This window comes from Curtobacterium sp. MCBD17_026 (assembly GCF_003234895.2).
GTDB classification, from domain to species: Bacteria; Actinomycetota; Actinomycetes; order Actinomycetales; family Microbacteriaceae; genus Curtobacterium; species Curtobacterium flaccumfaciens.
The window spans coordinates 1,795,921-1,822,128 of record NZ_CP126281.1 but is presented as its reverse complement, the minus strand read 5'-3'; the positions used below and the strand labels follow the sequence as shown (position 1 = coordinate 1,822,128).

Annotated in this window: 22 protein-coding genes and 4 tRNA genes; 16 read left to right on the top strand and 10 right to left on the bottom strand. The window is 71.7% G+C overall.

All coding sequences use genetic code 11. From position 1 onward, the window contains the following. The first annotated feature begins 2 nt into the window (after positions 1-2). From DEI85_RS08550 to csrA, 4 genes are read left to right on the top strand one after another with little or no spacing between them, the layout of a single operon-like run. On the top strand, positions 3-1,196 hold the full coding sequence (locus DEI85_RS08550) for an EscU/YscU/HrcU family type III secretion system export apparatus switch protein (RefSeq protein WP_111123016.1): 1,194 nt from the start codon (positions 3-5) through the stop codon (positions 1,194-1,196). Further along, on the top strand, positions 1,193-3,247 hold the full coding sequence (locus tag DEI85_RS08545; RefSeq protein ID WP_111123015.1) for a flagellar biosynthesis protein FlhA: 2,055 nt from the start codon (positions 1,193-1,195) through the stop codon (positions 3,245-3,247). The genes DEI85_RS08550 and DEI85_RS08545 overlap by 4 nt, the downstream gene beginning before the upstream one ends. Beyond that, positions 3,222-4,187 (top strand): hypothetical protein, encoded by a 966-nt coding sequence (locus DEI85_RS08540; RefSeq protein ID WP_111123014.1) that lies wholly within the window; start codon positions 3,222-3,224, stop codon positions 4,185-4,187. Before DEI85_RS08545 ends, DEI85_RS08540 begins: the two co-directional genes overlap by 26 nt. A 4-nt stretch (positions 4,188-4,191) precedes the next feature. Further along, a complete protein-coding gene (gene csrA / locus DEI85_RS08535; protein WP_111090852.1) occupies positions 4,192-4,452 on the top strand; it encodes a carbon storage regulator CsrA in 261 nt (86 codons plus the stop codon). A 67-nt stretch (positions 4,453-4,519) separates the two neighbouring features. Here csrA and DEI85_RS08530 read toward each other — a convergent pair whose 3' ends face one another. Next, positions 4,520-6,658, bottom strand: coding sequence for an acyl-CoA dehydrogenase family protein (locus DEI85_RS08530; protein ID WP_111123013.1), 2,139 nt, complete (start codon positions 6,656-6,658; stop codon positions 4,520-4,522). A gap of 198 nt (positions 6,659-6,856) precedes the next feature. Here DEI85_RS08530 and DEI85_RS08525 point away from each other — a divergent pair, with 198 nt between their 5' ends. Then, positions 6,857-8,323 (top strand): peptide MFS transporter, encoded by a 1,467-nt coding sequence (locus DEI85_RS08525; RefSeq protein ID WP_181436295.1) that lies wholly within the window; start codon positions 6,857-6,859, stop codon positions 8,321-8,323. Positions 8,324-8,489: 166 nt separating this feature from the next. On the opposite strand, the gene DEI85_RS08520 is transcribed toward DEI85_RS08525, so the two are convergent. The 5 genes from DEI85_RS08520 to DEI85_RS08500 all read right to left on the bottom strand — a co-directional run bounded on the left by DEI85_RS08520 (position 8,490) and on the right by DEI85_RS08500 (position 15,294). Further along, positions 8,490-8,804, bottom strand: a complete 315-nt coding sequence (locus tag DEI85_RS08520) for a hypothetical protein (protein WP_051596716.1) — start codon at positions 8,802-8,804, stop codon at positions 8,490-8,492. 598 nt (positions 8,805-9,402) lie between these two features. Next, the gene (locus DEI85_RS08515) at positions 9,403-12,771 is read right to left on the bottom strand and encodes an ATP-binding protein (protein WP_111123012.1); all 3,369 of its coding nucleotides are present in this window, start codon (positions 12,769-12,771) and stop codon (positions 9,403-9,405) included. Continuing rightward, positions 12,768-13,559 (bottom strand): DUF4194 domain-containing protein, encoded by a 792-nt coding sequence (locus DEI85_RS08510; RefSeq protein WP_110859894.1) that lies wholly within the window; start codon positions 13,557-13,559, stop codon positions 12,768-12,770. Before DEI85_RS08510 ends, DEI85_RS08515 begins: the two co-directional genes overlap by 4 nt. Then, positions 13,556-15,106 (bottom strand): DUF3375 family protein, encoded by a 1,551-nt coding sequence (locus tag DEI85_RS08505; protein ID WP_111123011.1) that lies wholly within the window; start codon positions 15,104-15,106, stop codon positions 13,556-13,558. The genes DEI85_RS08510 and DEI85_RS08505 overlap by 4 nt, the downstream gene beginning before the upstream one ends. Positions 15,107-15,221: 115 nt before the next feature. Further along, positions 15,222-15,294: transfer RNA gene (locus DEI85_RS08500), tRNA-Val, on the bottom strand. 215 nt (positions 15,295-15,509) lie between these two features. Between DEI85_RS08500 and DEI85_RS08495 the strand changes: the two genes are divergently transcribed. From DEI85_RS08495 to DEI85_RS08475, 5 genes are all read left to right on the top strand, one after another. After that, a tRNA-Gly gene (locus DEI85_RS08495) sits at positions 15,510-15,581 on the top strand. Between the two features lie 82 nt (positions 15,582-15,663). Then, positions 15,664-15,737: transfer RNA gene (locus tag DEI85_RS08490), tRNA-Cys, on the top strand. A gap of 47 nt (positions 15,738-15,784) precedes the next feature. Then, a tRNA-Val gene (locus DEI85_RS08485) sits at positions 15,785-15,859 on the top strand. A gap of 127 nt (positions 15,860-15,986) precedes the next feature. Then, positions 15,987-16,901 carry a helix-turn-helix transcriptional regulator gene (locus tag DEI85_RS08480; protein WP_110859898.1) on the top strand — a complete coding sequence of 305 codons (915 nt, stop codon included), beginning with the start codon at positions 15,987-15,989 and terminating at the stop codon, positions 16,899-16,901. 83 nt (positions 16,902-16,984) lie between these two features. Next, the gene (locus DEI85_RS08475; RefSeq protein ID WP_258376242.1) at positions 16,985-18,169 is read left to right on the top strand and encodes an MFS transporter; all 1,185 of its coding nucleotides are present in this window, start codon (positions 16,985-16,987) and stop codon (positions 18,167-18,169) included. A 10-nt stretch (positions 18,170-18,179) separates the two neighbouring features. Here DEI85_RS08475 and DEI85_RS08470 read toward each other — a convergent pair whose 3' ends face one another. Continuing rightward, a complete protein-coding gene (locus DEI85_RS08470; protein ID WP_111123009.1) occupies positions 18,180-18,362 on the bottom strand; it encodes a helix-hairpin-helix domain-containing protein in 183 nt (60 codons plus the stop codon). A gap of 73 nt (positions 18,363-18,435) precedes the next feature. Between DEI85_RS08470 and DEI85_RS08465 the strand changes: the two genes are divergently transcribed. The 3 genes from DEI85_RS08465 (at position 18,436) to DEI85_RS08455 (ending at position 20,450) form a co-directional block, all read left to right on the top strand. Next, positions 18,436-18,582 carry a hypothetical protein gene (locus tag DEI85_RS08465; RefSeq protein WP_173033777.1) on the top strand — a complete coding sequence of 49 codons (147 nt, stop codon included), beginning with the start codon at positions 18,436-18,438 and terminating at the stop codon, positions 18,580-18,582. A 76-nt stretch (positions 18,583-18,658) separates the two neighbouring features. Further along, positions 18,659-19,153, top strand: a complete 495-nt coding sequence (locus tag DEI85_RS08460) for a hypothetical protein (protein ID WP_181436293.1) — start codon at positions 18,659-18,661, stop codon at positions 19,151-19,153. Positions 19,154-19,397: 244 nt separating this feature from the next. After that, positions 19,398-20,450, top strand: a complete 1,053-nt coding sequence (locus DEI85_RS08455) for a BLUF domain-containing protein (RefSeq protein WP_181436291.1) — start codon at positions 19,398-19,400, stop codon at positions 20,448-20,450. Positions 20,451-20,654: 204 nt separating this feature from the next. Here DEI85_RS08455 and DEI85_RS08450 read toward each other — a convergent pair whose 3' ends face one another. After that, positions 20,655-21,230 carry a TetR/AcrR family transcriptional regulator gene (locus DEI85_RS08450; RefSeq protein WP_111123006.1) on the bottom strand — a complete coding sequence of 192 codons (576 nt, stop codon included), beginning with the start codon at positions 21,228-21,230 and terminating at the stop codon, positions 20,655-20,657. 46 nt (positions 21,231-21,276) lie between these two features. Between DEI85_RS08450 and DEI85_RS08445 the strand changes: the two genes are divergently transcribed. Beyond that, positions 21,277-22,335 (top strand): NAD(P)-dependent alcohol dehydrogenase, encoded by a 1,059-nt coding sequence (locus DEI85_RS08445; RefSeq protein WP_111123005.1) that lies wholly within the window; start codon positions 21,277-21,279, stop codon positions 22,333-22,335. A 98-nt stretch (positions 22,336-22,433) separates the two neighbouring features. Here DEI85_RS08445 and DEI85_RS08440 read toward each other — a convergent pair whose 3' ends face one another. Both DEI85_RS08440 and DEI85_RS08435 read right to left on the bottom strand, forming a co-directional pair. Then, complete coding sequence (locus DEI85_RS08440) at positions 22,434-24,089, bottom strand: catalase (RefSeq protein WP_111123004.1); 1,656 nt, start codon at positions 24,087-24,089, stop codon at positions 22,434-22,436. Between the two features lie 136 nt (positions 24,090-24,225). Continuing rightward, positions 24,226-24,996 carry an HpcH/HpaI aldolase family protein gene (locus DEI85_RS08435; protein WP_111123003.1) on the bottom strand — a complete coding sequence of 257 codons (771 nt, stop codon included), beginning with the start codon at positions 24,994-24,996 and terminating at the stop codon, positions 24,226-24,228. Positions 24,997-25,268: 272 nt separating this feature from the next. On the opposite strand from DEI85_RS08435, the gene DEI85_RS08430 reads away from it, so the two are divergent. Then, complete coding sequence (locus DEI85_RS08430) at positions 25,269-25,865, top strand: HdeD family acid-resistance protein (RefSeq protein WP_111123002.1); 597 nt, start codon at positions 25,269-25,271, stop codon at positions 25,863-25,865. Next, complete coding sequence (locus DEI85_RS08425; protein ID WP_111090845.1) at positions 25,865-26,155, top strand: hypothetical protein; 291 nt, start codon at positions 25,865-25,867, stop codon at positions 26,153-26,155. Before DEI85_RS08430 ends, DEI85_RS08425 begins: the two co-directional genes overlap by 1 nt. The last annotated feature ends 53 nt before the right edge of the window (positions 26,156-26,208 follow it).

Genomic DNA, 26,208 nt, shown 5'->3' with positions numbered 1-26,208 from the left:
ACGTGTCCGACAGCGGAGAACGTTCCGAACAGGCAACCCAGCAGCGGATGCGCGAGGTCCACGAGAAGGGTCAGATCGGCCGCTCGCAGGACCTCGGCGCGTGGATCGGGATCGCCGTCGCGGCGCTCATGATCCCGGCGGCGATCGGCAACGCCGCGGCCGCCGGGCAGGACCAGCTGCTCGCCGTGCAGCGGGTCATCGAGGACCCCGAGCTCGGTGCCGTGCAGGCCCTGCTCGCCGACGCCCTCGGATCGATGGGTGCGACCCTCGGCCCGATGCTCGCGGTCGTCGCGGTCGCGGTGCTCGCCGCCGCCGTCACCCAGGGCGGGGTGCACTTCCGCAAGATGACGCCGCAGCCCGACCACTTCGATCCCGTAGCCGGACTGAAGCGCGTGTTCGGCACCCAGGCGCTCTGGAACGGCGCGAAGGCGCTGCTCAAGACCGCCGTCGTCGGGCTCGTCCTCTGGTTCGCGGTGCAGGGGCTTATGCCGGTCCTGATGACGAGCGGCTCGCTGCCGCTGTCGGCCGTGCTCGAGGCCGCCGCCGCCGGGTCGGGCACCCTGCTGCGCGCCGCGATCGTCGCCGGACTCGTCCTCGCAGCCCTCGACGTGTTCGTGGTGATCCGCCGCAACCGGAAGCGCACGATGATGACCAAGCGCGAGGTCAAGGACGAGAACAAGCGGAGCGACGGCGACCCGCTGGTGAAGTCGCAGCGCCGCTCCCGTCAGCTCGCGATGAGCCGCAACCGGATGATCCAGGCCATCGGCACCGCGGACGTCGTGATGACGAACCCGACCCACTACGCCGTCGCGATCAAGTACGAGCCGGGAAAGTCCGCGCCCCGGGTGGTGGCGAAGGGGGCCGGACCGGTCGCCGACGTCATCCGTGCGCGTGCCGAAGAAGAGCGGGTGCCGATCGTCCGTGACGTCCCGCTCACCCGGGCGCTGCACGCCGCGTGCGAGCTCGGGCACGAGATCCCGGTCGACCTGTACACCCCGGTGGCCCGCGTCCTGTCCTTCGTGATGGCGCTCAAGGCCCGCGGCACCGCGGCCGGCACGCACGCGCCGCCGCGGCCGACCACCCCGGACGAGGTCGCGAGCGTCATCGACCCCGCCACCCTGACCGGGGACCTCCGCCCCCGCAAGCTCCGCACACCGCGCATCGCAGAGAACCAGACCGAAGGACTCCCCGCATGAACCGCAAGGACCTGCCGAAGCTCGTCGTCCCGGTGTTCATCGTCGGCATCATCCTGCTGCTGATCCTGCCGGTGCCGTCGTTCCTGCTCGACTTCCTGATCATCATCAACATCCTGCTGGCGCTGGTGATCCTGCTCACGACGCTGTTCGTGAAGAAGCCGCTCGACTTCTCGGTGTTCCCGTCCCTGCTGCTCGTCGCGACGCTGTTCCGGCTCGGCCTGAACGTCGCGTCCACCCGGCTGGTGCTCGGCGAGGGCTTCGCCGGTGACGTCATCCAGGCGTTCGGCCACGTCGCCGTCTCCGGGTCGATCATCATCGGCGCGGTCATCTTCCTGATCCTCATCGTCATCCAGTTCGTCGTGGTGACGAAGGGTGCCGAGCGCGTCGCCGAGGTCGGGGCACGCTTCACCCTCGACGCGATGCCGGGCAAGCAGATGGCGATCGACGCCGACCTGAACGCCGGGCTGATCACCGACCAGGAAGCCAAGGAGCGCCGCGCCGCGGTGTCCGCCGAGGCCGACTTCTACGGCGCGATGGACGGTGCGTCGAAGTTCGTCAAGGGCGACGCGATCGCCGGCATCCTGATCATCATCATCAACCTGATCGGTGGCATCGCCATCGGCATGCTGCAGAACGGACTGTCCGCCACCGACGCCCTGTCGAAGTACGGCATCCTGACGATCGGTGACGGCCTGGTCACGCAGATCCCGGCGCTGTTGATGGCGGTGTCGACGGGCATGATCGTCACCCGGTCCGGTGCCGAGTCCGAGATGGGTTCCTCGGCCGCGACCCAGCTGTCGCAGTCGCGCAACGCCCTGATGATCGCCGGTGTCGCCGCGATCGCGATGGGGTTCATCCCCGGCATGCCGATCCTGCCCTTCCTGCTCGTCGGCGCGACCCTGCTCTTCACGGGCTGGCGCATCGGCCGGAACGCCGCCCGCGCCGAGGCCGACGCCGCCCAGCAACAGGCACTCGCGGCGTCGGCACCGACCGGCGACACCCCGGAGGACCTGCTCGAGCAGATGCGCGTGCACGCCCTCGAGATCCTGCTCGCCCCCGACCTGGTCGACATGGTGTCCGGCGCCTCCGACGACCTGCTCGGCCGGGTGCGTGCCCTCCGCCGCAAGATCGCGATCGACATGGGGATCGTCGTCCCGCCGGTGCGCACCCGCGACTCGATCGACCTGCCGCCGTCGACCTACGCCATCCGGATCGCCGGCGTCGAGGCCGGTCGGGGCACCGCGCCCGCCCGCAGCGTCCTGGCGCTCGGCGACCACCTGGACGGCCTGCCCGGCACCTCGACCGTCGAGCCGGTGTTCGGCCTGACCGGCAAGTGGGTGCCCGCCGAGCTCCGGCACGCCGCCGAGATGACCGGCGCGACCGTGATCGACCGGGTCTCCGTGCTCGTCACCCACCTGCAGGCGGTCATCGGCGACAACGCGGCACGCCTGCTCACCCGCGAGGACGTCAAGGTCCTGACCGAGGGCGTCAAGCAGGTCAACCCCGCGGCGGTCGAGGAACTCGTCCCCGGCATGCTCTCGATGGCCGAACTGCAGCGGGTGCTGCAGGGCCTGCTCGCCGAGCGCGTGCCGATCAACGACCTCGGCCGGATCTGCGAGGCCCTCACGCTCCGCGCCAAGGTGTCGACCGACCCCGAGGGGCTCGTCGAGTCCGCCCGTGCGGCCCTCGGCCCGGCCCTCGCCGCCCGGCACACCGACGCCGGCACCCTGCGCGTCATCATGATCGACCCGATGCTCGAGCAGTCGATGCTCGAGGGGCTCCGGCCGTCGGAGCAGGGCAGCCAGATCGTGCTCGACGCACACCGCATCGAACAGGTCCTGGGCTCCGTCCGCGACGCCGTGCGCGCCGTGGAGGACCAGGGGCTCTCCGCCGTCCTGGTCTGCGCCCCGCAGCTCCGCCCGGCCGTGCACCGCATGGTCGCCGCCCAGTCGAACGGGCTCCCGGTGCTGTCGTACCAGGAGGCCACCGCCGCGGGCTCCACCATCGAGACCGTGGGAGTGGTCCGTGCCGCCGACCCGATTGCAGCGTAGCGGCGCCACGCTCGAGTCGGTCCGCGACGCGGTCCGGACCGAGTTCGGCGCGGGGGCGCGGATCGTCGTGGCCGAACGCGTGACCACTCCGGGCTTCGGCGGGCTGTTCCGCAAGGCGCACGTCGAGGCCACCGTCGAGGTGCCGGAACCGGGGGACCAGCCCACCGCCCGGGTGGTCATCGCCGACTCGCCCGTGCAGCGCGTCGGCATCGCCGCGCTGCTCGCCGACGCCGAGGCGGCCGAGGCCCGCATCGCCGGCACCGACGGCACCGCGACGACGCGGGCCGACGCCTTCGCGTCGGTGCTCGACGGATTCCAAGCGGACGGGATCACGCCGAGCGCCCCGCGCCCGACGCGCGCCCCGGGTGAGCCGGACGTGCCCACGGGGGTCGACCCGCGCCTCCAGGCAGCCGTCGACGCGCAGACGGTGGCCGACGCGCAGGCGGTGGCCGTCGCGCAGCCGGTCGTCGAGACCGGGTCGGGAGGCCCGTCCCGCGTCCTCGGCTCGCCCTCGGCGGCAGCGGTGGCCCGGTCCACCGCCCCGGCCGTGCGGTCCGCGGACGGTGACCTGGTGCTCCTGGTCGGGCGGCCGAACGACGTCGACGCGGCCGCCGGGCTCTTCGCGGTGCGGCACGCGCTCCGGCCGACGGACGCCGCCGACCGCCGTGCGGCGATCCTGGCGCGGGCCGACGGTGTCCGCGACCGTCACGCCGTGCTCGCCGTCGCCGCGTGGGACGACCGGGCGACCGGCGACGCGCTGCAGGCCGACCAGGTGTGGGTCGTGGTCGACGTCGGGCGGAAGCCCGCGGACTCGGCCGCCATGGTGTCCTCGGTGGCCTCGAGGCTGCCCGTGGTCGGCATCGTGGCGATCGGTGCGGGCGAGACCGCCACGCCCGAGTCGGTGGACCTGCTGGGGCTCCCCGTCGTGTCGCTAGGCTGAACGCGTGCTGGTACTCACGCGGAAGGTCGGCGAGCGGATCCTCGTCGGCGACGACATCGTCATCACGGTGCTCGACTCCCGGGGCGACGGCGTCCGGATCGGCATCGACGCCCCGCGCGGCGTGAAGATCCAGCGCGAAGAGGTCGTGCGTGCGGTCGCCGAGGCGAACGCCGAGGCCGCCGCTGCCGGTGACGACGCCGAGGCGCAGCTGCGCGCGGCGCTCGGGGCCCGCGGCGGGGCTGCGCCGGAACCGACCGACTCCTAGCTCCCGACACGGCCACGCCCGTCACGGGCGCGGCCGCGTGTGCGTCACGGACGGGGCTGCACGTCCGTCACGGACGGGGCTTCTTCTCCTGCTCGGGTAGGCGGCCGGCAGCGGCCTCGGCGGCGAACCAGGCACGTGCCTCGTCCTGTCGGGCCTGCTCGGCACCGAGCGCGATCGGCGCCCGGACGTGACCGGGCTCGTAGCCGAAGGTCTCGATCAACTGCGGCACGATGGGCCGGACCCGGGCGACGAGCCGGTCGATGTACGCCGACACCGCGCGGGCACGCTGCGCCGACAGCCGGCCGTGCAGCAGGTACCAGTCCAGGTGCTGCTCGAGCAGGCCGAGCGCGAACAGGTCGCGCAGCCAGACGAGCACACGGCGGGTGTCGCCCTCGGTCACCTCGTCGAGCGCCTCGGTGAAGGCGTCCCACTGCATGAGCTCGGCGTGCGCCTTCGACGCCTCGATGAGCTCGTGCTGCGAGCGGTTCAGCAGTCGGGCGGCGCGTGCTCGGTCCTTGCCGGCCGACGCCAGGCGCATGCCGATCTCGGCGACCATGGTGTCGACCCGGCCGGCGAGCAGTTCGCGCTGCGTGCGGGGGTCCTGCAGGTCGGCGACGCTGGCGGCCAGGGAGCCGCGGTCGGCCACGGTCTGGCCGAGGCGACGGATGCCGGACGCGTCGACCAGCTTCGACGCCGCGACGGCCGCCACGAACTTCGCGGTGGACGCCGGGTCTTTCGGGGCCTTGGCACGGAACTCGGTGAGCAGGCGCTTGCCGACGAGCTGCAGCAGCACGGTGTTGTCGCCCTCGAACGTCACGTAGACGTCGAGGTCGGCGCGGAGCCCGGTCAGACGGTTCTCGGCGAGGAACCCGGCACCGCCGCACGCCTCGCGGGCCTCCTGCAGGGTGTCGAGCGCCGACCAGGTCGACATCGACTTGAACGCCGCGGCCTGGGTCTCCAGGTCCTCCCGGCGCTCCGGGGTGTCCTCGCGCCCGCTGAAGACGTCGTCGAAGGTGCGCAGGAGCTTCTCGTGCGCGAACGACTGCGCGAACACCGTCGCCAGGCGCGGGATGAGACGGCGCTGGTGCCGGCCGTAGTCGAGCAGCACGCCCTCGGTGCCGTCACCGGTGGGGAACTGACGGCGCTGCATCGCGTAGGTCAGTGCGATCTGCAGCGCGATCTTCTGTGCGACGACCGCGGCGCCGTCGAGCGACACCCGGCCCTGCACCAGGGTGCCGAGCATCGTGAAGAACCGACGGCCGGGCGACGCGATCGGCGACGAGTAGGTGCCGTCCGCGGCGACGTCGCCGTAGCGGTTCAACAGGTTCGTGCGGGGGACCCGGACGTGGTCGAAGGCGAGCCGGCCGTTGTCGATGCCGTTCAGGCCGCCCTTGGGGCCGTCGTCCTCACCGCTCACGCCGGGCAGGAACGCCCCCTCGGCGTCGCGGAGCGGGACGTAGAACGCGTGCACGCCGTGGTCGACACCCGCGGTCACGAGCTTCGCGAACACGACGGCGGCGTGACCGTGCAGGGCCGCGTTGCCGATGTAGTCCTTCCACGCACCGCGGAACGGCGTGTGGATCTCGAACTCCTCGGTCGCGGGGTCGTACGTGGCCGTCGTGGCGATGCTCTGCACGTCCGAGCCGTGGCCGGTCTCGGTCATCGCGAAGCAGCCGGGGACCTCGAACGAGACGATGCCCGGCAGGAACTCGCGGTGGTTCGCCTCGGTGCCCAGGTGGTGCACGGCGGACCCGAACAGTCCCCACTGCACCCCGGCCTTGATCTGCATCGACGGGTCGGCGGTGACGAGCTCCTCGAACGCCGCCAGGTTGCCACCGTGGTTGCTCTGGCCGCCGAACTCGGCGGGGTAGGGGCGCTGGATGGCCCCGGCGTCGACCAGGGTCCGGAGCTGCTCGAGCACGCGTGCCCGGTGCTCGGGGATCGGCTGGCCCTCGATCTTCTGCATCGCGGGGTCGAGCGCGAGCCGTCGGGAGATCCGGCGGTCCTCGGCCCAGCGTCCGAGCAGGAGCTCCTGCACCAGCTCGACGTCGATGCGGACGTCGGTGTCCGTGCCGGCGGTCGGGGTGCCCGCTGCCGGGTCGCCGGCGGCGTCGGCGTTCGGCGCGGCGTCCTGCGCGTCGACGTCCGGCGCGGTGTCGCTGCCGCTGGCGGGGGTGGTGCGCTGGGCGGGTGCGGTGTCGACCATGGGCGGAGTCCTCCTGAACTGCGGTGTCCGTGTTGCACCGTCCACGCTAGACACCCGTGCCGACAGTGGCGGGAACGCCGTGCGCGCCGCACAACACCGTGTCGTCGATGCCGTCACGAGGTCGTGGGAACCCTCCAAAGACATGAGCGGTGTTCGACGATTGGGCGTGCCCACCCGGCCAGGGGCAGACTGGCCGCCATGTCACGTACCACCCCCGCGGACCGCGAAGGCCGTCCCGGACGCACCTTCTTCGGGCAACCGTTCGAGCTCTCGACACCGTTCGCCGTGGAGCTCTGGGAGCGGTTCTCGTTCTACGGCATGCAGGGCATCGTCCTCATCTACATGTACTACACGGCCACACAGGGCGGCCTGGGGATCGACAAGGGCATCGCCGCCGGCATCATGGGTGCCTACGGCGGCGCGGTCTACCTGTTCACGATCATCGGGGCGTGGATCGCCGACCGGCTGATCGGTGCGGACCGGACCCTGTTCGGCAGCGCGATCGTCGTGATGCTCGGGCACATCGCACTCGCGCTCATCCCCGGGGTGGCCGGGGTCGGGGTCGGCCTCGTGCTCATCGCGCTCGGCTCCGGCGGGCTCAAGGCCACGGCCACCACGATCGTCGGCGGCCTCTACAGCCGCGAGGACCCGCGCCGCGACGCCGGATTCTCGCTGTACTACCTCGGCGTGAACCTCGGGGCGTTCTTCGGACCGCTGCTCACCGGGCTGCTGCAGAGCTCGCTCGGCTTCCACTGGGGCTTCGGCCTCGCCGCCGTCGGGATGGCCGCTGGCCTGGTGCAGTACGCGATCCGTCGGAAGAAGCTGCCCGAGGTCGTCCGCCACGTGGCGAACCCGGTCGACCGCCGCCGCCTGCCGCTCATCGGTGCCGGCGTCGTCGTCGCGCTGGTCGTCATCGTCGTCGCCGTGCTGACCGGCCTGCTCAACGTCGGCAACCTGCCCACCGTCGTGGTGGCGGTCGTCGTGCTCGCCACCATCGGCTACTTCGTCGTGATCCTGTCGAGCGGCATCACCCGTGACGAGCGGTCGCGGGTCTTCGCGTTCATCCCGCTGTTCATCGGCAGCGCCGTGTTCTGGTCCCTGTACCAGCAGCAGTTCACCGTCGTGACGGTCTACTCCGACGAACGACTCGACCGTTCGCTGTTCGGCTGGGAGATGCCGGTGTCGTGGGTGCAGTCGATCAACCCGGTCTTCATCATCGTGCTGTCCGGCGTCTTCGCGGCGCTGTGGACCAAGCTCGGCGACCGCCAGCCGTCCACCCCGACGAAGTTCGCACTCGGCACCGGGATCATGGGGCTCGCGTTCCTGCTCTTCCTGCCGTTCACCGGCTCGGGCGAGAACGGCACGCCGCTGCTCGCGCTCGTCGGCATCCTGCTGGTGTTCACGCTCGCCGAGCTGCTGCTCTCGCCCGTCGGCCAGTCCGTCGCCACGAAGCTCGCGCCGCCGAAGTTCCAGACGCAGATGGTCGCGCTGTTCTTCCTGTCGGTGTCGCTCGGCACCGCCGTCACCGGGGTGCTGTCCCGCTACTACGACCCGGCGAACGAGGCTCCGTACTTCACGATCCTCGGCCTGGTCGCCGTCGTGGTGGGTGTGGTCCTGCTGCTCCTGGCCAAGCCGGTGCTGCGGCTCATGCGCGGCATCCGGTAACCTGAGCGGAGCCACACGCCGACGCAACCAAGGAGTCACCACCCATGCTCGAACTCATCGCAGGGATCATCATCGGCGTCGGCGTCCTCGGTGGCGTCGGGTGCTGCATGGCCGTCGCGGCCATGATGAAGAGCGGCTCCGAGGAGTACTGAGTCCCTGACCCGGACTACTCGCCGCTGTCGGTCGTGACCGGCACCAGCTGACGACTCAGGACGGTCGCGCGCTCGAAGGGGCCGCGGCCGTCCTTCGTGTACACGGGCTCCTCGAACGCAACGGTCCACGTGCGCTGTGTCCCGCCGATCTGACTCCCGCCGGGAGCCACGATCACCCCGATCGGCTCGTCGGCCCACTGCTCGCCACCCCGGTCGGTGTCGATGACCTGCACGAGGGCACCGATGCCGAGACCGGGAGCGTCGTCGGGGCGGGGACTGGGGGAGCGGCGGCGTCCGAACACGCCATCACCGTAGCGGCGCGTGGTCATGGAACGTCTGTGCGGCACCTGTCGACACGCTGACGGCCCGGCCGCCGGGTGGTCAGGACACCCCGCCGGGTGCGCGCCGAGCGGTCGCAGACCGTCGGCGGCGGCGCCGCCAGGCGACGGTTCGTGACCAGCGCGCGGAGGTGAGCGGGGTGTTGCGACCGGCGGGACGACGGCCGGGAGGCCCGTATCGGACCCGCACCGCGCCTCCAGGCCGCTGTCGGTCACCTCCTGGGCGCGGGCCGGGTGGTCAGGACACCCCGCCTGCAGCGCGCCGAGCGGTCGCAGACCGTCGTCGGCGCGGCCGCCATCCGACGGTTCGTGACCGTTCGGCGAACCTGAGCGGGGGGGTTGCGACCGGCGGGACGACGGCCGGGAGGCCCGTATCGGGCCCGCACCGCGCCTCCAGGCCGCTGTCGGTCGCGTCCAGAGCGCGGGCCGGGTGGTCAGGACACCCCGCCTGCGGCGCGCCGAACGGTCACGAACTGTCGGCTGCGCCGCCGCCATCCGACGGTTCGTGACCCCTCGGCGAACCTGAGCGGGGTGCCTTGACCAGCCGACACGCGCGACCAGACCCAACACGCGCGACCACCCCGGCCCGTCAGACGGCGGCCGGCTCCACGCGGGCGATCTCGGTGATGGACGAGTGGCCCGACTCGGAGTGCTTGCGCATCGAGAGGAGCCGCTCCATCGACGGTTCGAGCGCCGTGACCTTGTCGAGCGGCGCGCTCACGACGAGCTGGAACCCGAGCCGGAGCCACGCGGTGACCGCACGGCCGGCGAACTCCGAGTCCGCCTTGATGAACGCCTCGTCGAGGAACACCGGCGCGAAGCGGGGACGGGGACGGGTCTCGTCACCGAGCTGGTAGCGCAGCGCGGCGCCGACGATGAACGCCACGAGCTCCTGCGTCTCACCACCGGACTTGTCGCCGAGCGACGAGTACACGCCGAGGTCGTTGCCGTCGGTGTCGTACCGGACGGCCGTGATCTCCATGTGCCGCCGGACGTCGAGCACGGCGTCGCGCTGGGTGGTGCGGCCCCGGGCGGCGTCCGGGTCGGGCCGGATGACCGCCATGAAGCGCCGGAGCCGTCGGAACCGGGTCTCGAGCACGTCGTCGGTCAGCTCGGTGTCCACCGAGGCCGACAGGGCGCGGAGCTCGCGGCGGAAGGCGGTGACGTCCTCGCGGGTGACCCGGCGGATCTGGATCTTCAGGCGGTCCCGGTTCGCGCCGAACGGCAGCTCCCGCAGGATCTCGTTCACCGGCTCGAGGCGCTCCTCGATCTCGACGACGGCGCGGTCGAAGGCGCCGGCGAGCGGGACGAGGTCCTCACCGCTCCACTGCGACAGGCGTCGACGCCACTCGCTCCGACGCGCGTGCAGGCCGGTCGCCACGATCTGGTCGAGGATCGCGTGGTAGTCCGGGTACGACGCGACGCCGGTGCCGAGGTTCGGGTCGGGCCAGGCGTCCTGGTACCGCTGGAACGTCAGCGTCAACGAGGTCGACGCCGCCGCGGCACCGTCGAGGGCCTGCGAGAGCCGCTCCTCGAGCCGCCGCTTGAGACGTCGTGTGGCGTCGTCGAACCCGTCGACGCCGTCCGGGGCACCGATCTCCTCGAAGGTCTCCTCGAGCAGGCGGGCCTGCTGGTCGTCGGGCAGTGAGCCGGGCGACGACTCGAAGCGCTCGAGGATCTCGGCGGCGGCGTCCTGGCCGTCGACGAGCACCGCGTGGCGCTCCTCGAGCCGCTGGACGGACAGCCGTGCGGCCGAGCGACGGTCGGCCGCCTCGTCCAGGGACTTCCGCAGTCGCGCGACCGAGGCCCGGAGCGTCCGGAGCCCGTCGTCGGCGGCGAGCAGCGCCTGCCGTTCCTCGTCGAGCCGGGCGAGGGACGTCCCCAGCCCGTCGACGTCGATCGCGGTCCACGTGGCGTCGACCACGTGCTGGTGTGCGGCGCGGAGCACGTCGAGCGCGGTGAGGTCCTGCGCGACGTCGGTGCGGCGGGCCTCGAGCGTCGCGAGGTCCTGCGCGATCGAGGCGAGCTCCTGCTCGACCGCGGCGACGCGGGCCTCGTTCGTGAAGCCGATGACGTTCGACTGGCGGCGGTCACCGTGTGCGCCACGACGGCCGTCGCGCAGCTGCCCGGACTCGGTGACCCGACGGCCACCCCCGCCGAGGTCCGATGCCGAGGCGACGCAGCGGGCGTCGGTGCGGTCGGACTCGATCCGCTCGCGCACCCAGGTGCTGAACGGCGACGGCTTGATGGCGAGCTTGCCGGACACCATCGCCGGGTCGCCGTCGAGGTCCAGGTGCGGGCCGGTCGGCACACCCTCGAACTGCACGCGGACGGGCAGGCGCAGTGCGTCGATCGCCTCGCTGAAGTCGCCGAGGCGGTCCTGGTCGACGAGCAGCGTGCGGGCGACGGGCGCCAGGACCGACTCGATGGCCGTGCGCCAGCGCTCCTCGCCGGGCAGCACGTCGAGCAGTTCCGCCACGAAGGGCAGTTCGGCCGGATCGATGCCGGCGGCGCGGGCCATCGCGAGCCGGGCCTCGTGCATCGGCAGCGGCATGGCCCCCTGCCGGTGCTCGAGCGACTGGCGCTCCTGCCGCAGGGACCGTTCGCGGTCGAGGAGCGGGTACTCCTCGCGGGTCAGGGCGTCGCGCCGCTCGTCGAGGGCGGTGCGCGCGTCGGTGTACGACCCGAGGAACTCGTGCGAGCTGCGCTGCGCGGCGGTGAAGTCGGCCTCGGTCGCGACGGACGTTCCGAGCACCGCGGTGCGGTCGTCGAACGTGGCGCGGGCGCGGACCACGGCGTCGCGCTCACGGGTGAGTCGTTCGATGCGGTCCTCGAGCTGGGCGAGCGCGTTGCCGCCCTGGTCGCGGAGCCGGGCCTCGGCGTCGCGCAGCTCGATCTCGACGGCGGCGTGCCGGGCCTCGGCCGCGGCGACCTCGGCGCGCGATGCCGTGCGCTCGCGGGCGTTGCGCGACACCTCGGCGTCGAGCAGATCACGCTTCCGCGAGGCCGTCCAGTGCGCGAACGGCGACACCTCGGCGCCGGTCGCGATGCCGTCCAGGGCCGCTGCGGCTTCGGTCGCGCGCGAGATCTCGTCGTGCAGGTCGGTGATGGGGGAGAGGATGCGGACCTTGCGCTCTTCGGTGTCCATCGCCTCGTACGCCTCGTCGAGGGCGGAGAAGTGCGCGAGGGCCCGGTCGGCCGCCTCGTACGTGCCGGGGGTCTCGAGCACGAGCGACTTGTACAGCGCGTCGACGGTCGGCAGGTGCTGGCCGGCCTGGATCCGGGCGAGCAGGCGCATCGCGCGGTTGCCGCCGCCGGAGTCGCCGATGCCCAGCCGGGTCTGCAGCGTGTACGCGAGCTCCTGGTAGGTGTCGCGGATGACGAGCCCCGGCACGCGGCCGGTCAGCTCGAGGTGGTGGAACCGCGAGGGCACGAACTCCTCGAGCCGGCGCAGGTCGAAGGTGTCGTCGACCGACGCCATGGTCATCTGGATGTCGCCGACCCCGCGGGCACGCTTCGGCACGATGTACGCACGCAGCACCGTGAAGCGCCGCTCGTCGTCGTTGCGGAACGTGACCGCCGCAGCGCCCCACGTGGTCTGGTCGTCGCCGCGCAGGTTCACGTCGCGCAGGCTGCCGGTCTCCGGGTCGCGGCGGGTGTCGACCTTGCCGCGCAGGTACGTGAGCAGGTTGCGCTGGTCGGCGCTGCGGGCGCGGCCGGTGGTGGCGTCGTTCGAGGCGCCGTTGAACGGCACGTCGGACGGCATCATCACGGCCAGGTAGGCGTCCATCAGCGTGGACTTGCCGGTTCCCGAGGCACCGGAGATGAGCGTCGCCGTGCCGGACAGCTCGACCTGCCGGTGGCCGTGGAACCCACCCCAGTTGACGACCTGCATCGACTCGGCGCGCCACTGTGCGACCGTGTCGAAGAGCGCCGGGATCTCGAACGTGTCGGTCATTCGCTCGCCTCGTCCAGGTCGGTGTCGGTCACGGAGTCCGTCTCGTCGTCGTCCGGGAGGCCCGTGGCGGCTCCGTCGGTCGCCTCACCGCCCGGGGCGGTCGCCTCGTCCTGCGCGGTGGTGGTCCGCAACCACGCGTCCAGTTCGAGCAGCCGTTCCAGGGGGAGCAGCACCTCGACGACGCTCGCCACCCGGAAGCGGTCCGGGTCGGAGGTGCGGATCAGGATGCGCGCGGTCACGAGGCGCTCGATCGCCTTCGCCACCCGGCCCTCGTCGCGGGTGCGGTCGGTCGCGGTCGCCGGACGGAAGCCCGCCACGTGCCCGAGGATCTCGGACCGGTCGACGACGACCTGGTCCGGACCCGGTCGGGCGTCGGCGCGCAGGCGCATCCGCAGGTAGACGAGGACGATCGTCTCCTCGCGGGTGTAGGGCAGGTCGCGGAGCAGGGTCGGGAAGGTGCGGCGCTGGCTCTCCGACCGGGCCTGGCGCTTCCAGGCGACCTCGCGGTCACGGTCGACGTGCAGCTCGAGGAACAGGTCGTTCAGGCGGGACCGCAGCTGGTACTCGGCGTCGAGCACGGCACGCCACTCGTCGGGGTGCGTGCGGGAGCTGACGTACGAGTGCCGCAGCAGTGCCACCAGGGCGCGTCGCTGGTGCTCGTCGAGCCGGCCCTCGTCGCCCTCGAAGAGGGCGAAGCTGGACTCGTCACGCTCGTCGTCCTGCATCACCGATGCGGGGTCGTCGTAGGGGACCGTCTCGTCGACCGGTGTCGGCGTCGTGTCGCTCACCGTGCCTCCTGTGCGTTCTCGTGGTGTGCGTCGCCGACCGGAGTGCGCTCGTCGTCGAGCGCAGCGGTGGGCATGTGGAAGGTGATCGCGGTGCCGTCGGGCCGGACCGTGCGGTGCTCGGCGACGTGGGCGGCCGACTCGAAGTCGTCGCGCCCCGTCAGCAGGTGCGCGAGGCCGAAGAGCTCGACCGGTCGGCGCTGCTCGGGCGGCAACCCGTGGAACGCGTCGACGCTGGAGTCGGCCTCGGCGAAGCGGAGTGCCGCGCGCAGCTCGGTCAGGAGCGGCCCACCGTGCTTGCGGAGCATCTCGACGTCGAGGTCCTCGAAGACGTCGTCGTCGGGTTCCTCGATGGGCGGCGGCACCGACTCGGCGTCCGGGTCGTAGAAGCGCTCGCGCAGCGTGCCGACCTCGGCGGCCGCCGGCAGGAGCGGCAGCGGGATCCGATCGCGTGCACCGCCCTGGTCCATCAGGGTGGCGAGGCCGCGGTTGATCGAGCGGAGCACCGCGTCGAGCTCGCGGTCGCGCACCACGTCGTGGGCGACGATCTGGTCGCGGAGCGTGGCGGTGAGCTGACGGCGCTGGGCCAGGACGTCCTCGATGCCCTGGCGCAGGATCGTCACCGTGTTGCGGAAGGCCCGACGCTCGCCGGCTCCGAGGCCCTGCGCGAACGGGTGCGCCAGGATCGTGGCGATGTCGTCACGGAGCCGCAGGAGGAGGGCGTCGTCGCGGAGGAGCTCGAAGGCGCCCTCGAAGGCGCGGCCCTCGGGCGTCGCTTCCATCAGGTTGTCCGTGCGCGCCAGGTAGTCGTCGAGGATCTCGCCGATGGGGCGGACCTCCTGCCGGAAGTCCTCGACGATCGAGCGGTGCATCGTCGCGACCGCTTCTTCCACCCGCTTGAAGTCGCTCGGCAGCTGCCGGATCAGGTCGGAGATGTTCGTGTACCCGTCCCGCATCCGGTCGTCGTCGACGGCAACGACGTCGTCGCCGTGCTCCAGGCGCTCGCGTTCGGCCTGCAGCTCGGCGATCTGGGCGTCGATCCGGCGGATCTGCACGTCGGGGTCGGGTTCGGCGCGGGCCGCCCACCGGTGCACCGCGTCCACGATCATCGCCAGCCGGCTCTCGCTGATCAGGGCGCGGTCGGCCGACAGGGCATCGACGAGCGAGAGCGCCTCGAGCGCGTGGCTGGTCAGGGAGTACTGCTCGTCGCCGTCGGGGGAGTTCGAGCGGACGAGCCACTGGGCGCCGACCCACTCGCGGCACAGCGCGCGGCCGTTCGGTCGGGCTTCCTGCTCACCCTCGGCCTGCTCGCCGGCCGCCGGCACTGCCTGGTCGCTGGCGGGCACGCGGGCACCCGCCGCCTGCAGGCGCGCGACGTGCTCCTCGACCTGCAGGTGCATGCGGTCGGCGGGCACGTACTGCACGTCGCGGTCGAAGACCGTGCGGAACACGGCGAGGACCGTGGCGCTGGTCGGCCGGGACATGAGCCGCAGGGTCGGACGGTCGAGGACCGCTCGGACCCGGGCGAACTCGAGGTCGACGTCGGTCATGCGCCCCTTCGTCCGATCGTGCTGGTGGTGAGGCCCGCGTGCTGGGGCCTGATGAGATGACAAGAGCCCGACGCTGCTGCGTCGGGCTCTTGTCGGTGGTGTTCGTGTTGCTACGTGGGCGATACCAGACTCGAACTGATGACCTCTTCGGTGTGAACGAAGCGCGCTACCAACTGCGCCAATCGCCCCCTGCACTGTTCGTGCGGATCGATACTAGCGGAAGTCCGGCGGTGCATCGAACACATCGCGCGGCCCGGGTGTGGCGCGCTCGCCCCAGGGGGCGTCGAACCGCCCCGATCCGCATGAACTCGGGGGACACGCCCGGTGAACGGGGAGGATTTTGGTGGAACTGCCCCGGTGCGTATAGAGTTTACGTCGTCGCCGCGACAGCGGAACGACAAGTGCGGATGTGGCGCAGTGGTAGCGCATCACCTTGCCAAGGTGAGGGTCGCGAGTTCGAATCTCGTCATCCGCTCGAGTGTGGGTCTTCTCGAAGGCCCGCGACTCACCAGAGGGTATCCCACCGTTCGGGTACTCACGGAGACGTGAACCTCGATGGTGGGGTGGCCGAGAGGCTAGGCAGCGGCCTGCAAAGCCGTCCACGCGGGTTCGAATCCCGTCCCCACCTCCAGATCCACCCTCCAAGACCTTGATGGACTCCGGTCCACGCAGGGACTTGGGCGATTGGCGCAGCGGTAGCGCGCTTCCCTGACACGGAAGAGGTCACTGGTTCGATCCCAGTATCGCCCACCACCACGAAGCCCCCGGCAGGACCACCAAGTCCGGTCGGGGGTTTCGTCGTTCGTGGATCGTGCCAGCGGCTGTGGGCTAGCGTGGGGATGCTCGGAGCCGAGCAGGCTGTTGGGAGAACGACCACCGCATGACCGTGATGATGCTGCAGCAGGACACCGTCGACTTCGACGCGGTGAGTGAAGTACTCGGAGCGATGTACCCGAAGGTGCGCCTCGAGCCGCCGCGTGGCCGGGTGCGGTTCCGCGCGGACATCCGCGGCGACGACCGACTGAGCATCGCGCGCCTCTCGATGGGCTTCCACGCGCAGGTGACCGTCGAGCCGGCGGGGGTCTTCACCTCGGCCACCCGACTCGGCGGCGGACTCCGGACCGAGCACGGTGACGGCGGAGAGGTCGGCGGCGTGCTCTTCGGTCAGGAGGAGACCGTCGCCGAGTACGACGGTTCGGAGCTGCTCGTCGTCAACATGCCGGAGTCCTCGCTCGTACAGCACGCCGTCCGTGCCGAGGGAGCCGACACCGGCGTCCTCCGGCTCCACGGCCACCGGCCGATCCCGGAACGTGCCTACGTCTGGGCACAGGCGGTCTCCCACGTCCACCAGAACGTCGTCCGGGTGGAATCCGCGTTCCGGAACGAGCTGGTCCGCACCGCCGCGTTCGACTACCTGCTGAGCGTCGCGACCTGGGCACTGCCGTTCGAGACCGTCACGCGGGTCTTGGCCGGCACCGGGGCGGGGGCGGCGACGGTCCGGCGGGCCGCCGCGTACATGGACTCGCACCTGAGCGACCCGATCACCCTCGAGGACGTGGCGGCGGCGGCACGGGTGTCTTCCCGCGGACTCCAGTCGACCTTCCGTCGGCAACTCGACATGACGCCGATGACCTACCTGCGCCGCGCCCGGCTCGCCGAGGCGCACCGGGAACTCCTCGACGATGAGTCGAAGCTGATCAAGGACGTCGCGGCGAAGTGGGGGTTCAGCAACCAGGGACGGTTCAGCCGCCTTCGACGTGAGATGTACGGCACGGACGGTCACCGGACGCACTGACCAGGTCGGTCGTCGGCGGCGCACGCAGCGACACGCACCGACCGTCGCTGGCGGTCTGGCCCGCCGTCCGCCAGGGTGGTCACGTGACCGCCCCGTCGACGACCACGCCCCCTCGGCTCGCTCCGCTGTACGCCGCGGGGTTCGTCACCGCCTTCGGGGCGAACGGCATCGCGGCGGCGGTCGGCGGCGAGCACCTCGAACTCGGTCTGACGCTCGCGTGGCTGGGGCTCTTCCTGGCGCTGTACGACGTCGCCGAACTCGTCCTCAAGCCGGTCTTCGGCGCACTGTCCGACCGCATCGGCCCGCGACCGGTGATCGTCGGCGGACTCGTCGTGTTCGCGGCGGCCTCGCTCGTCGGCGTGTTCGGAACCGGACCGTTCTGGCTCGGGCTCGCCCGCCTGCTGCAGGGTGCCGGCGCCTCAGCGTTCTCGCCGGCGTCGTCCGCCGCGGTCGCCCGCCTCGTGCCGGCGCACCGTCGCGGGACGTACTTCGGTCGGTACGGCTCGTGGAAGGGTCTCGGCTACGCCGGGGGACCGGTCATCGGTGCACTCGTGGTGCAGTTCGGCAGCACGCAGTGGCTCTTCGGGATCCTGGTCGTGATGGCTCTCGTGACGGCGGTCGCGGTGCTCGTCGCCGTCGAGCCGATCGTGCCCCTGCCCCGGCAGCGGGCCACGCTCGCCGTCATGGTCCGCGCGGCCACCGACCGCCAGTTCCTGATCCCGGTCGTCGTGCTGGCCGTGGGCAGTGCGGCGATCGGCGCACTCACCGGCATGCTCCCGGCGCTCGGCACCCAGGTCGGTACCCCGCTCCTGGTGTCGACGCTCGCGGTCGCCGTCCTCGCGGTGACCTCGTCGCTCGTGCAGCCGGTCGCCGGTCGACTGCACGACGCCGGGCGCCTCGGTACCGGAGTGGCAGGTGTGGCCGGGACAGCCGCGGTCGCTGCTGCCTTCCTGGTCGTCGCCGTCGCGCCGTCCGCGGTGGCGGTCTTCATCGCGGCGCTGCTCGCCGGGGCCGGTGTCGCGACGTTGACGCCGGTCGCGTTCGCGCACCTCGCCGGGACGACTCCGCCGGACCGGCTCGGGCGGACCATGGGCTCTGCGGAGCTCGGGCGCGAGACCGGGGACGCCGTCGGCCCGCTCGTCGTCGGCGGTGTCGGCAGCGCGATCGGGCTGCCCTTCGGGTTCGCAGCGTTCGCGGTCGTGGCGCTGGTCGGGACGCTCGTGGCATCGCGGTTGCCGTCGACGGCCGCTGCTCGGCAGGACACGTAGCCCACCGGAATCAGTGGCCCGTTTCGGCCTCGAGCGCTTCCTCGAGTCGTCGGAGTGCCGTCGGTCCGACTCCGTGCAGGCGCGAGAGTTCGTCGACACCCACCCGGCGGACGTCGGCGAGCGTGTGCACCCCGGCGCCGTGGAGCGCCCCCGTCGCCGGTGCTCCGATGCGCGGGAGATCGGTGGCGTCCATACGCCAACCGTACGTGTCGGCGGTAGCGTGGCAAACGGGCGACCACGCAGGTCGGGACCGACGAGGGGGCACCATGAGGATCCTGAGCACGGTGGCACGAGGACTGGGCTGGTTGCTCACGACGGTCGCGAAGACGATGGGCGGGATGCGCGGCGCGAAGCCGTTCACCGATTCGCATGCGGCGCAGGTCCCACCACGTCGTGAGGACTACCGCCCCTAGGCGACGAGACCGCGGTTCCGCGCCGTCACCGTAGGATCGTCGAGCCGCATCCGGCGGAACGACGGGGGAGCACCTGATGGAACAGCAGACCGCACAGCGCACACGACCGCGGGTCGTCACGATCGCCGTGGCGCTCTGGTGGGCGTCCGTCATCATCCGCCTCGTGGCCGCAGCGCCCGGCATCGTCGTCTCCCTGCGCGAAGCCGGTGGCGCGATCATCGGGGCTTCGATCGGACTGCTCTTCGTCCTCGCCTGGTCGGCGCTGTTCGTGTGGCTGGCGACGCGGATGGGACGAGGCTCCGGGAACGCGCGACTCTGGCTCGCGATCATCGCCGGGCTGACTGCCTGCAGCGCAGTGTTCACCATCGCCACGGACGGCGCGGACTGGGGCCTCGTGGATGCCGTGTGCATCGTCGTCGCAGCGGTGCTCAGCTACCTGCCCAGCGCTCGACCGTTCTTCCCGCTCGAGGAACGACGCCCGCGAGCAGTGGAACTCCGCACCATCGGCTGGGACCCGACGACGGGCGAGCGCATCGTCGAGACGCCCCCGTCGGGCGACCGCGCGCACTGAAGCGAACCCCGGAACAGCCGGAGAACGCGCGTTCCCCATTGTGGGGGTACCGCCGGACACAGCCGAATGGTTGCATTCAGGAGTCGGCATCCTCCGGGTGCCGAGCAGCCACGGACCGTCTTGTGTCGCAGTGAAGGTGGTCGCCGCTGGTTACGGTGACCACGAGGTGCCGTCGAGTCGATTCGGGTTCGACACGGCGGCGCCTCCCACGCACCGGGGGACCGTCCGACCAGGAAGCAGCACCATGCGATCGCTCGTCTACACCAGCACCCAGACCCGTCCGATCACGGATTCGGAACTCGCTCAGATCCTGGCGGTCGGTCGCGAGAAGAACACCCGGCTCGGCGTCACGGGCATGCTCGCGCACGGCGACGACAACTGCATCGGGATCATCGAGGGCGAGGACGACGTCGTCCGGGAGCGCTTCGACCAGGTCCGGGCCGACCCGCGGCACACGAACGTCCGGGTGCTGCTCGACGAGCCGATCACCCGACGCTCGTTCCCGGACTGGTCGATGGCGTTCCAGTCCCTCGACCCCCTGATGCACGACGTTCCGGGGTTCAGCGACCTGTTCAGCCCGGGTGGCCCGACTGATCCGGCGTTCGCGGCCTCCCGCGCTCGCGCACTCCTGGACTGGTTCCGGAAGCACCCGCTGGCACCGCTGACGAACCAGAACGCCGCCGACGAAGCGGTGCCGCGTACGCGGGCGATCAACGGTGCGATCGCGGTCATCCACGACGGGGGACTGTCACGCTTCTCACTCGAGGGCGTCGCGTCCCGGGCGGGGATGCGGCAGGCCGAGATCCTCGAGCTCTTCCCCTCGGAACACGCACTGCTGGCCGCCGCGGTGATGCGGTGGACCCGTGCGGTGTCGGCACCGCTGCTGCCCCTCGCCGGCGAGAAGGGCACGGTGGCGTTCCTGCACGCGCTGCTCTCCGCCCACGCCGAGGACCCGTCCCTCATGCGGCTCATCGCCGCGACGCTCGCCATCTCGACCGACCCGTCGACGGACGGCGCCGACTACTACCGGTCCGCGTACCTGCAGTTCCGCGAGACCGTCCGCACCGCGCTGCAGGAGGACGTCCGCGCCGGTCGCGAACCGGCGACGATGGACCCGATCCGCGGGGCGCAGCAGCTGCTCGCCCTCTACGACGGCATCCGCCTGCAGGCGCTCCTGACGCCGGACACCGACGTCGTCGACGCGTTCGACCGCGCCGCTGCACGGATGCGCCGCGGCTGGTCGGAGCAGTACGAGGAGACCACCGTGTGGGACATCTCCGCGCCGGCCGTGGGCTGACGCTTCAGGCAACCAGGCGGACGATCCGCGGGACGGGTCCGAACGCCGACCCGGCACCGTCGGGTGCGAACCCGTGGCCGGGGCAGCGTCGAGACGTCATCATCGTTCCCCGCACGGTCAGGGTAGCGATCGACGGCCGGTGCTCAGAGTCGAGGTCGAGGTCGAGGGACGCCGAGGATGTCTCCGCGCTCCAGTGATCGAGGCTCACGCCGGTGGCCGCACCGCCCCGTGGACGTAGCGGACGAGGGCACTCCGCCGCCGATCGTGTTCGGCGGGCGGGTCCTCGGCAGTCGCGACCACGGTGATGGAGCCCTGGGCCCAGGTCGCCGCACTGGCGATGAGCAGTGCCCAGAGGTCAACCGGCGCGAGGTCGTCGCGCACCCGTCCGGCGCGCTGTTCGGCCGCGATCTCGCGCAGGTGCTGCTCGTCGTGCTCCTCGAACCCCGGGTACAGGTACCCGGCGCCGTCCTGCTCGAGGCGCTTCCACATGAGCAGTCGCACGAGCGCCGGGTCGGCCAGGTAGTCGTCGTACAACCGTGCCGCGTACCCGGGCAGGTCGGCGGCGTCGAACGGCACGCGGTCGCCGTTGCCGAGGACGTGGGCGCGGAAGACGGCGTCGAAGAGCGTGCTCTTGCCGCCGAAGTACGTGTAGATCATCGGCTTGCTCATGCCGGAACGCTCGGCGATGCGGTCTACCCGGGCGCCCGCGATGCCGTGCGCCGCGAACTCCGCGGTCGCCGCGTCGAGGATGCGGGCGCGGGTGTTGTCTGCGGTGCTCACGCCACCGATCCTACGTGGCTACCAACTAGTAGGTAGTATCGGGCCCATGCTCACCACCGCACTCATGTCCGACGCGCTCCACGATCCCCTCCACCCGGTCCCGCTCCTCCGCCGCGACCTCCGTCCCGATGACGTCGACGTCCGCATGACGTTCTGCGGGGTCTGCCACAGCGACCTGCACGCCCTCGCCACGCCGCCGGAGCAGGGCGGGACGTTCCCGATCGTGCCGGGCCACGAGTTCGTCGGAGAGGTCGTGGCCGTCGGCACGGCGGTCACCGACTTCCGCGCCGGGGACCCGGTCGCGGGCGGCAACATCGTCGACTCGTGCGGCACCTGCGCGATGTGCCGCCGCGGGCAGGAGAACTTCTGCTTCGAGTTCCCGACGCTGACGTACGCAGGGCGGGACCGCGTCGACGGCTCCGTCACGGCCGGTGCCTGGGCCGGCCGGTACGTCGTGCGGGACCGGTTCGTGTACCACCGTCCGGCCGCGCTGGACCCGGCGTCCGTGGCGCCCCTGATGTGCGCCGGCATCACGGTCTGGGAACCGATGCGTTCCGTCGGAGTCGGCCCGGGGACCCGCCTCGGCGTGGTCGGGATCGGCGGTCTGGGGCACCTCGCGGTCCGGCTCGCGCGAGCGCTCGGTGCCGAGGTCACCGCGTTCACCACGACGCCGGCCAAGGCCGCGGACGCCGAGCGGCTCGGGGCCGACCACGTCGTGGTCTCGACCGACGCGGCGGCGATGCAGGCCGCACGCGGCTCCCTCGACGTCGTCCTCGACACCGTCGCCGTCGAGCACGACCTGGGCCCGTACCTCGGGGTGCTCGACCTCGACGGCACGCTCTTCAACCTCGGACACCTCGGCCCCGTGACGATCGCGACGACCGACCTGCTGATCGGCCGTAAGCGGCTGGCGTCGGCGGGCAGCGGTGGCCATCGCTGGACCCAGGACCTGCTCGACTTCTGCGGCGAGCACGGCATCGTCGCGGACGTCGAGGTCCTGCCCGCCGCCGCCGTCGCCACGGCCGTCGAGCGCCTGGCGCGCGGAGACGTGCGATACCGCTTCGTGCTCGACCTGCGTGACCTCGACGTGCCGGAACCGGCCTGACCCCGGGTGGCGAGCGGACGCTTCGGTCTCCGCCACGGACGGACGGGAGGCCCGGTGCCAGCTGGCACCGGGCCTCCCGTCCGACCTGGGGTCGCGTCTCAGACGCGCACGGCGCGTTCGTCCGGGACGCAGTGCGTCATCATCAGGCCCTCGACGTCGCGAGAGCCGTTGTGGCCGAGGTTCGCCAGGCGGGCGATCTCGTCGTCGCTGAGCGTCTGGGACTGCAGCGGGGGCAGGTCCCGCACCTCGTCGAGGGTGATGCCGAGCCCCTCGCCCACGCGACGACCCAGGTCGTCCTCGACCATGTAGAAGTGCCAGAGCATGCGCTCCTGCACCGGACGGGCGGCCTGCGAGATGAGGTCGACGAAGTTCGCGACGAGGTCGTCGCGCTCCCAGTCCTGCAGGAGCAGGTACCGCTGGCCGGCCTGGGTGTAGTCGTTCGTCCGGGGGATCCGCTTGCGCGTGAGGCGCCCGACGATCTCCGGCCCCTGGTCGTCGTGGGTCGGGTACTCCGCCTCGCGCAGGCCACCGGTGATCGACGGCTCGTAGTTGACGTGCGGGTTCTCGCCACCGTGGTCCTGGTGGTACGCCATCTGCCCGTCGCGCTGGTTGGTCGCGACGTTGCCGTTCTTCGGTGCGTTCACCGGCAGCTGCAGGTAGTTCGGGCCGACGCGGTAGCGCTGCGTGTCCGAGTACGAGAACGTGCGGCCGACGAGCATCTTGTCGTCGGAGAAGTCCAGGCCGTCGACGAGCACGCCGGTGCCGAAGGACAGCTGCTCGTTCTCGGCGAAGTGGTTCGTGACGTTGCGGTTCAGGACCATCTTGCCGACGGGCTTGGGCGGGAACTCGTTCTCCGGCCACACCTTCGTGTCGTCGAGCGGGTCGAAGTCGAGCTCCGGGTGCTCGTGGTCGTCCATGAGCTGCACGCGGAGCTCCCACTCGGGGTACTCACCGCGCTCGATCGCCTCGTACAGGTCCTTCGACGCGTGCCCGAGGTCGCCGGCCTGCACGGCGGCGGCGTCGGCCTCGGTCATCGAGGACACGCCCACCGACGGGATCCAGTGGTACTTGACGAGCTTGGTGTCGCCGTCCGCGTTCACCCACTTGTAGGTGTTGACGCCGAAGCCCTGCTGGGTTCGGTAGTTCGCCGGGATGCCGCGTGGGCTGAACAGGTTGACGAGCATGTGCATCGACTCGGGAGTCTGCGACATGAAGTCGAAGATGCGCGCCGGCTCCTGCCGGAAGGTCACCGGGTCGGGCTTGAGGGAGTGGATGACGTCGGGGAACTTGATGGCGTCGCGGATGAAGAAGACGCCGAGGTTGTTGCCCACGAGGTCCCAGTTGCCGTCCTCGGTGTAGAACTTCACGGCGAAGCCGCGCGGGTCGCGGGCGGCCTCGGAGGAGTCACGGCCCCCGATCACGGTGGAGAACCGGATCGCCAGGTCGGTGCGCTTGCCCGGCTCCTGGAACAGTTTCGCGCGGGTGTACTGCGCGATGGGTTCATCACCCCACGTGCCGGTGGCCTCGAAGTACCCGAACGCGACGGCACCGCGGGCGTGCACGACCCGCTCCGGGATCCGTTCGCGGTCGAAGTGGCTGATCTTCTCGAGGAACTGGTAGTTCTCGAGCGTCGCCGGGCCACGGGCCCCGACGGTGCGCTGGTTCTGGTTGTCGTAGACGGGGTGGCCCTGGCGGTTCGTCAGGATCCGGCGGTCGTCGCCCTCGGCGGGCGGTTGGCTGGAGACGTCGGTCACGGGTCTCGTCCTCTCTGCGGTCGCGGTCGGCTCGGGTTCCCGACCGAGTGTGGACCGGGGCGCGGGCACGCCCTCTCAGCGGCGCCGAGGACGCGGACGAGGACCGCTCGCTGGCGCGGTCGCCGCTGACGACCCGTCAGTACGAGGTGCGACCGGTGGCTGCGGAGCCGAGCACCGCGGCCGCACCGTGGGCGAGCAGGGTCCCGTCGGTGACGACGGCGACGCGGTCGAACCCGAGTGCGCGGAGCCGTTCGGCGCGCGCCAGGTCGCCGGCGAAGGCGCCGGTGTGCTTGCCGGCGCGGCGGGCAGCGGCGACGATCGCGGGGAGTGCGGCCGGGCGGTGGTGGCCGTCGGCGTGGTCGTCGGCTGCGAGCAGTGCGTCCAGCTTGATGCGCAGTCCGATCGACAGGTCGAAGGGGCCGACGAACACCGCCGTGACGCCCGGCACCGCCAGGATCTGCTCAGCGGCACGGAGGCCCTCGGGTGTCTCGAGCATCACCCACACCTCGGGGTCGGCAGCGGCGGCGGACGGTGCCTCGCCGTCCCAGAGGCCCGCCATCGGCCCCCAGCTCCGTCGGCCCCGCGGTGGGTAGTGCGCGGCACGGACGGCGTGCTCGGCCTGCTCGACGGTCTCGATCATCGGGACGATCACGATGTCGGCGCCGAGGTCGAGCGCACGGCCGATCGCTGCGTCCGAGCCCTCGGCGACCCGGACGGCGACGGGGACCTGCGGTGCGACCGCGGCGAGCGCCGGCATCGTCGCCAGGAGCGTGGCGTCGTCGAAGGCGCCGTGCTGGGCGTCGAGGCCGAGCCAGGCGAACCCGTTCTGCGCGATCTGCGCGGTGGTCCGGGGTTCGCCGAGCGTGCACCACACGCCGTCGGCGCGGCCGTCTCCGAGTGCTGGCACCGTGGTCCTCCGTCTGGTCTACCGTCGCGATCGCCGGTAATTCGTCGTCCGGCGCGTCAGGCTACCGTCCACGGAGCGCTCGTCGCCCGTCCGCCGGTCCGGCCAGGCCCGGTCCGGGGAGGCATGGCCTCATGCGCACGCATGGGACATGGACAACTGCTCACCTTCGGGTGTAGTCCTGTGCGCAGGACGCACTGCACGGGCGGTCACAGGTCGCCAGCACCAACCAGCACCACAGCACCAGTCGGGACCTGCAGGGAGGTCGGACGGACATGCGTGACGAAGGTGGCGTCGGTCGGCGGACGGGCTCGCGCCCGCCGGGCGGCGACCGAATCCGGTTGGCGTTCGGGATCGTCGGCGCGGTGGGCGTGTTCGCCGGACTGGCTGCGATCGTCCTGCCCCACGCGACGCTGTTCGCTGTGTCGTGGGTCTTCGGGGTCTACCTCGTCGTGTCGGGAGCGGCGTCGATCGTCCGGGGACTCCAGGTGCACCCTCGGGTCTGGTGGCGTCAGGTCGGGCTGGTGGTCCTCGGGGCGCTGGTGCTCGCCGGCGGCGTCGTCGCGATCGTGTTCCCGCCGATCGGGGCGCGGTGGGTGGCGCTGCTGCTCGGGTTCGCCTGGATCCTCGAGGGCATCGCACTCGTCTACGCACCGTGGGTGGGCGGCCGTCCGTTGACCGTGGTGCTCGCCGTGCTCAGTGTGCTGAGTGTGCTGAGTGGCATCCTGGTGATGAACCTGCCAGGTCTCGGCGCGCTGGTGACGGTGGCCGCGGTGGGGAGCGTGCTCATCGTGTTCGGTGTCGTGCAGCTCGTCGTCGCGTTCAGCTGGCCGCGTCCGCAGCGGGCCGGCCTTCCGGTCCCTGGCCCCTGATGCTCGCCGTCCGCTGGGAGCAACAGGGACCGAAGTCGTGGGTGGCGCGCGACCACGGGACCAGCCTGGGGCTCGTGCTGCACGTCCGTGAGCGGTTCCTGGCGTTCGACCAGGACGACCGGCCGCTCGGGAGCGCAGCGTCCCTGGCCGCGGCTCAGCAGCTCGTCACCGGTGCCGTCCGCTCGAGTGCCCCGGCCCGGCGGGACACCGTCGCGGTGGTGCTGTCGGTGCTCGCGGCGCTGACCGTCGGGGGAACGGCCGTCGTGCTCGCCGCCCGCGCCCTGATCTGAGCGGCGACCGTCGCGGCGAGGCACACCGGCGCGCTCATGCCGGGCGCACCGGT

Excerpts from the sequence above, each read along its gene's own strand:
- DEI85_RS08530 (WP_111123013.1), bottom strand. The coding sequence starts at position 6,658 with ATGGTCGACACCGCACCCGCCCAGCGCACCACCCCCGCCAGCGGCAGC.
- DEI85_RS08460 (WP_181436293.1), top strand. The coding sequence starts at position 18,659 with ATGGAACAGCAGACCGCACAGCGCACACGACCGCGGGTCGTCACGATC.
- DEI85_RS08545 (WP_111123015.1), top strand. The coding sequence starts at position 1,193 with ATGAACCGCAAGGACCTGCCGAAGCTCGTCGTCCCGGTGTTCATCGTC.
- DEI85_RS08465 (WP_173033777.1), top strand. The coding sequence starts at position 18,436 with ATGAGGATCCTGAGCACGGTGGCACGAGGACTGGGCTGGTTGCTCACG.
- DEI85_RS08515 (WP_111123012.1), bottom strand. The coding sequence starts at position 12,771 with ATGACCGACACGTTCGAGATCCCGGCGCTCTTCGACACGGTCGCACAG.
- DEI85_RS08425 (WP_111090845.1), top strand. The coding sequence starts at position 25,865 with ATGCTCGCCGTCCGCTGGGAGCAACAGGGACCGAAGTCGTGGGTGGCG.
- DEI85_RS08520 (WP_051596716.1), bottom strand. The coding sequence starts at position 8,804 with ATGACCACGCGCCGCTACGGTGATGGCGTGTTCGGACGCCGCCGCTCC.
- DEI85_RS08470 (WP_111123009.1), bottom strand. The coding sequence starts at position 18,362 with ATGGACGCCACCGATCTCCCGCGCATCGGAGCACCGGCGACGGGGGCG.
- DEI85_RS08445 (WP_111123005.1), top strand. The coding sequence starts at position 21,277 with ATGCTCACCACCGCACTCATGTCCGACGCGCTCCACGATCCCCTCCAC.
- DEI85_RS08505 (WP_111123011.1), bottom strand. The coding sequence starts at position 15,106 with ATGACCGACGTCGACCTCGAGTTCGCCCGGGTCCGAGCGGTCCTCGAC.
- DEI85_RS08455 (WP_181436291.1), top strand. The coding sequence starts at position 19,398 with ATGCGATCGCTCGTCTACACCAGCACCCAGACCCGTCCGATCACGGAT.
- DEI85_RS08430 (WP_111123002.1), top strand. The coding sequence starts at position 25,269 with ATGCGTGACGAAGGTGGCGTCGGTCGGCGGACGGGCTCGCGCCCGCCG.
- DEI85_RS08480 (WP_110859898.1), top strand. The coding sequence starts at position 15,987 with ATGACCGTGATGATGCTGCAGCAGGACACCGTCGACTTCGACGCGGTG.
- DEI85_RS08525 (WP_181436295.1), top strand. The coding sequence starts at position 6,857 with ATGTCACGTACCACCCCCGCGGACCGCGAAGGCCGTCCCGGACGCACC.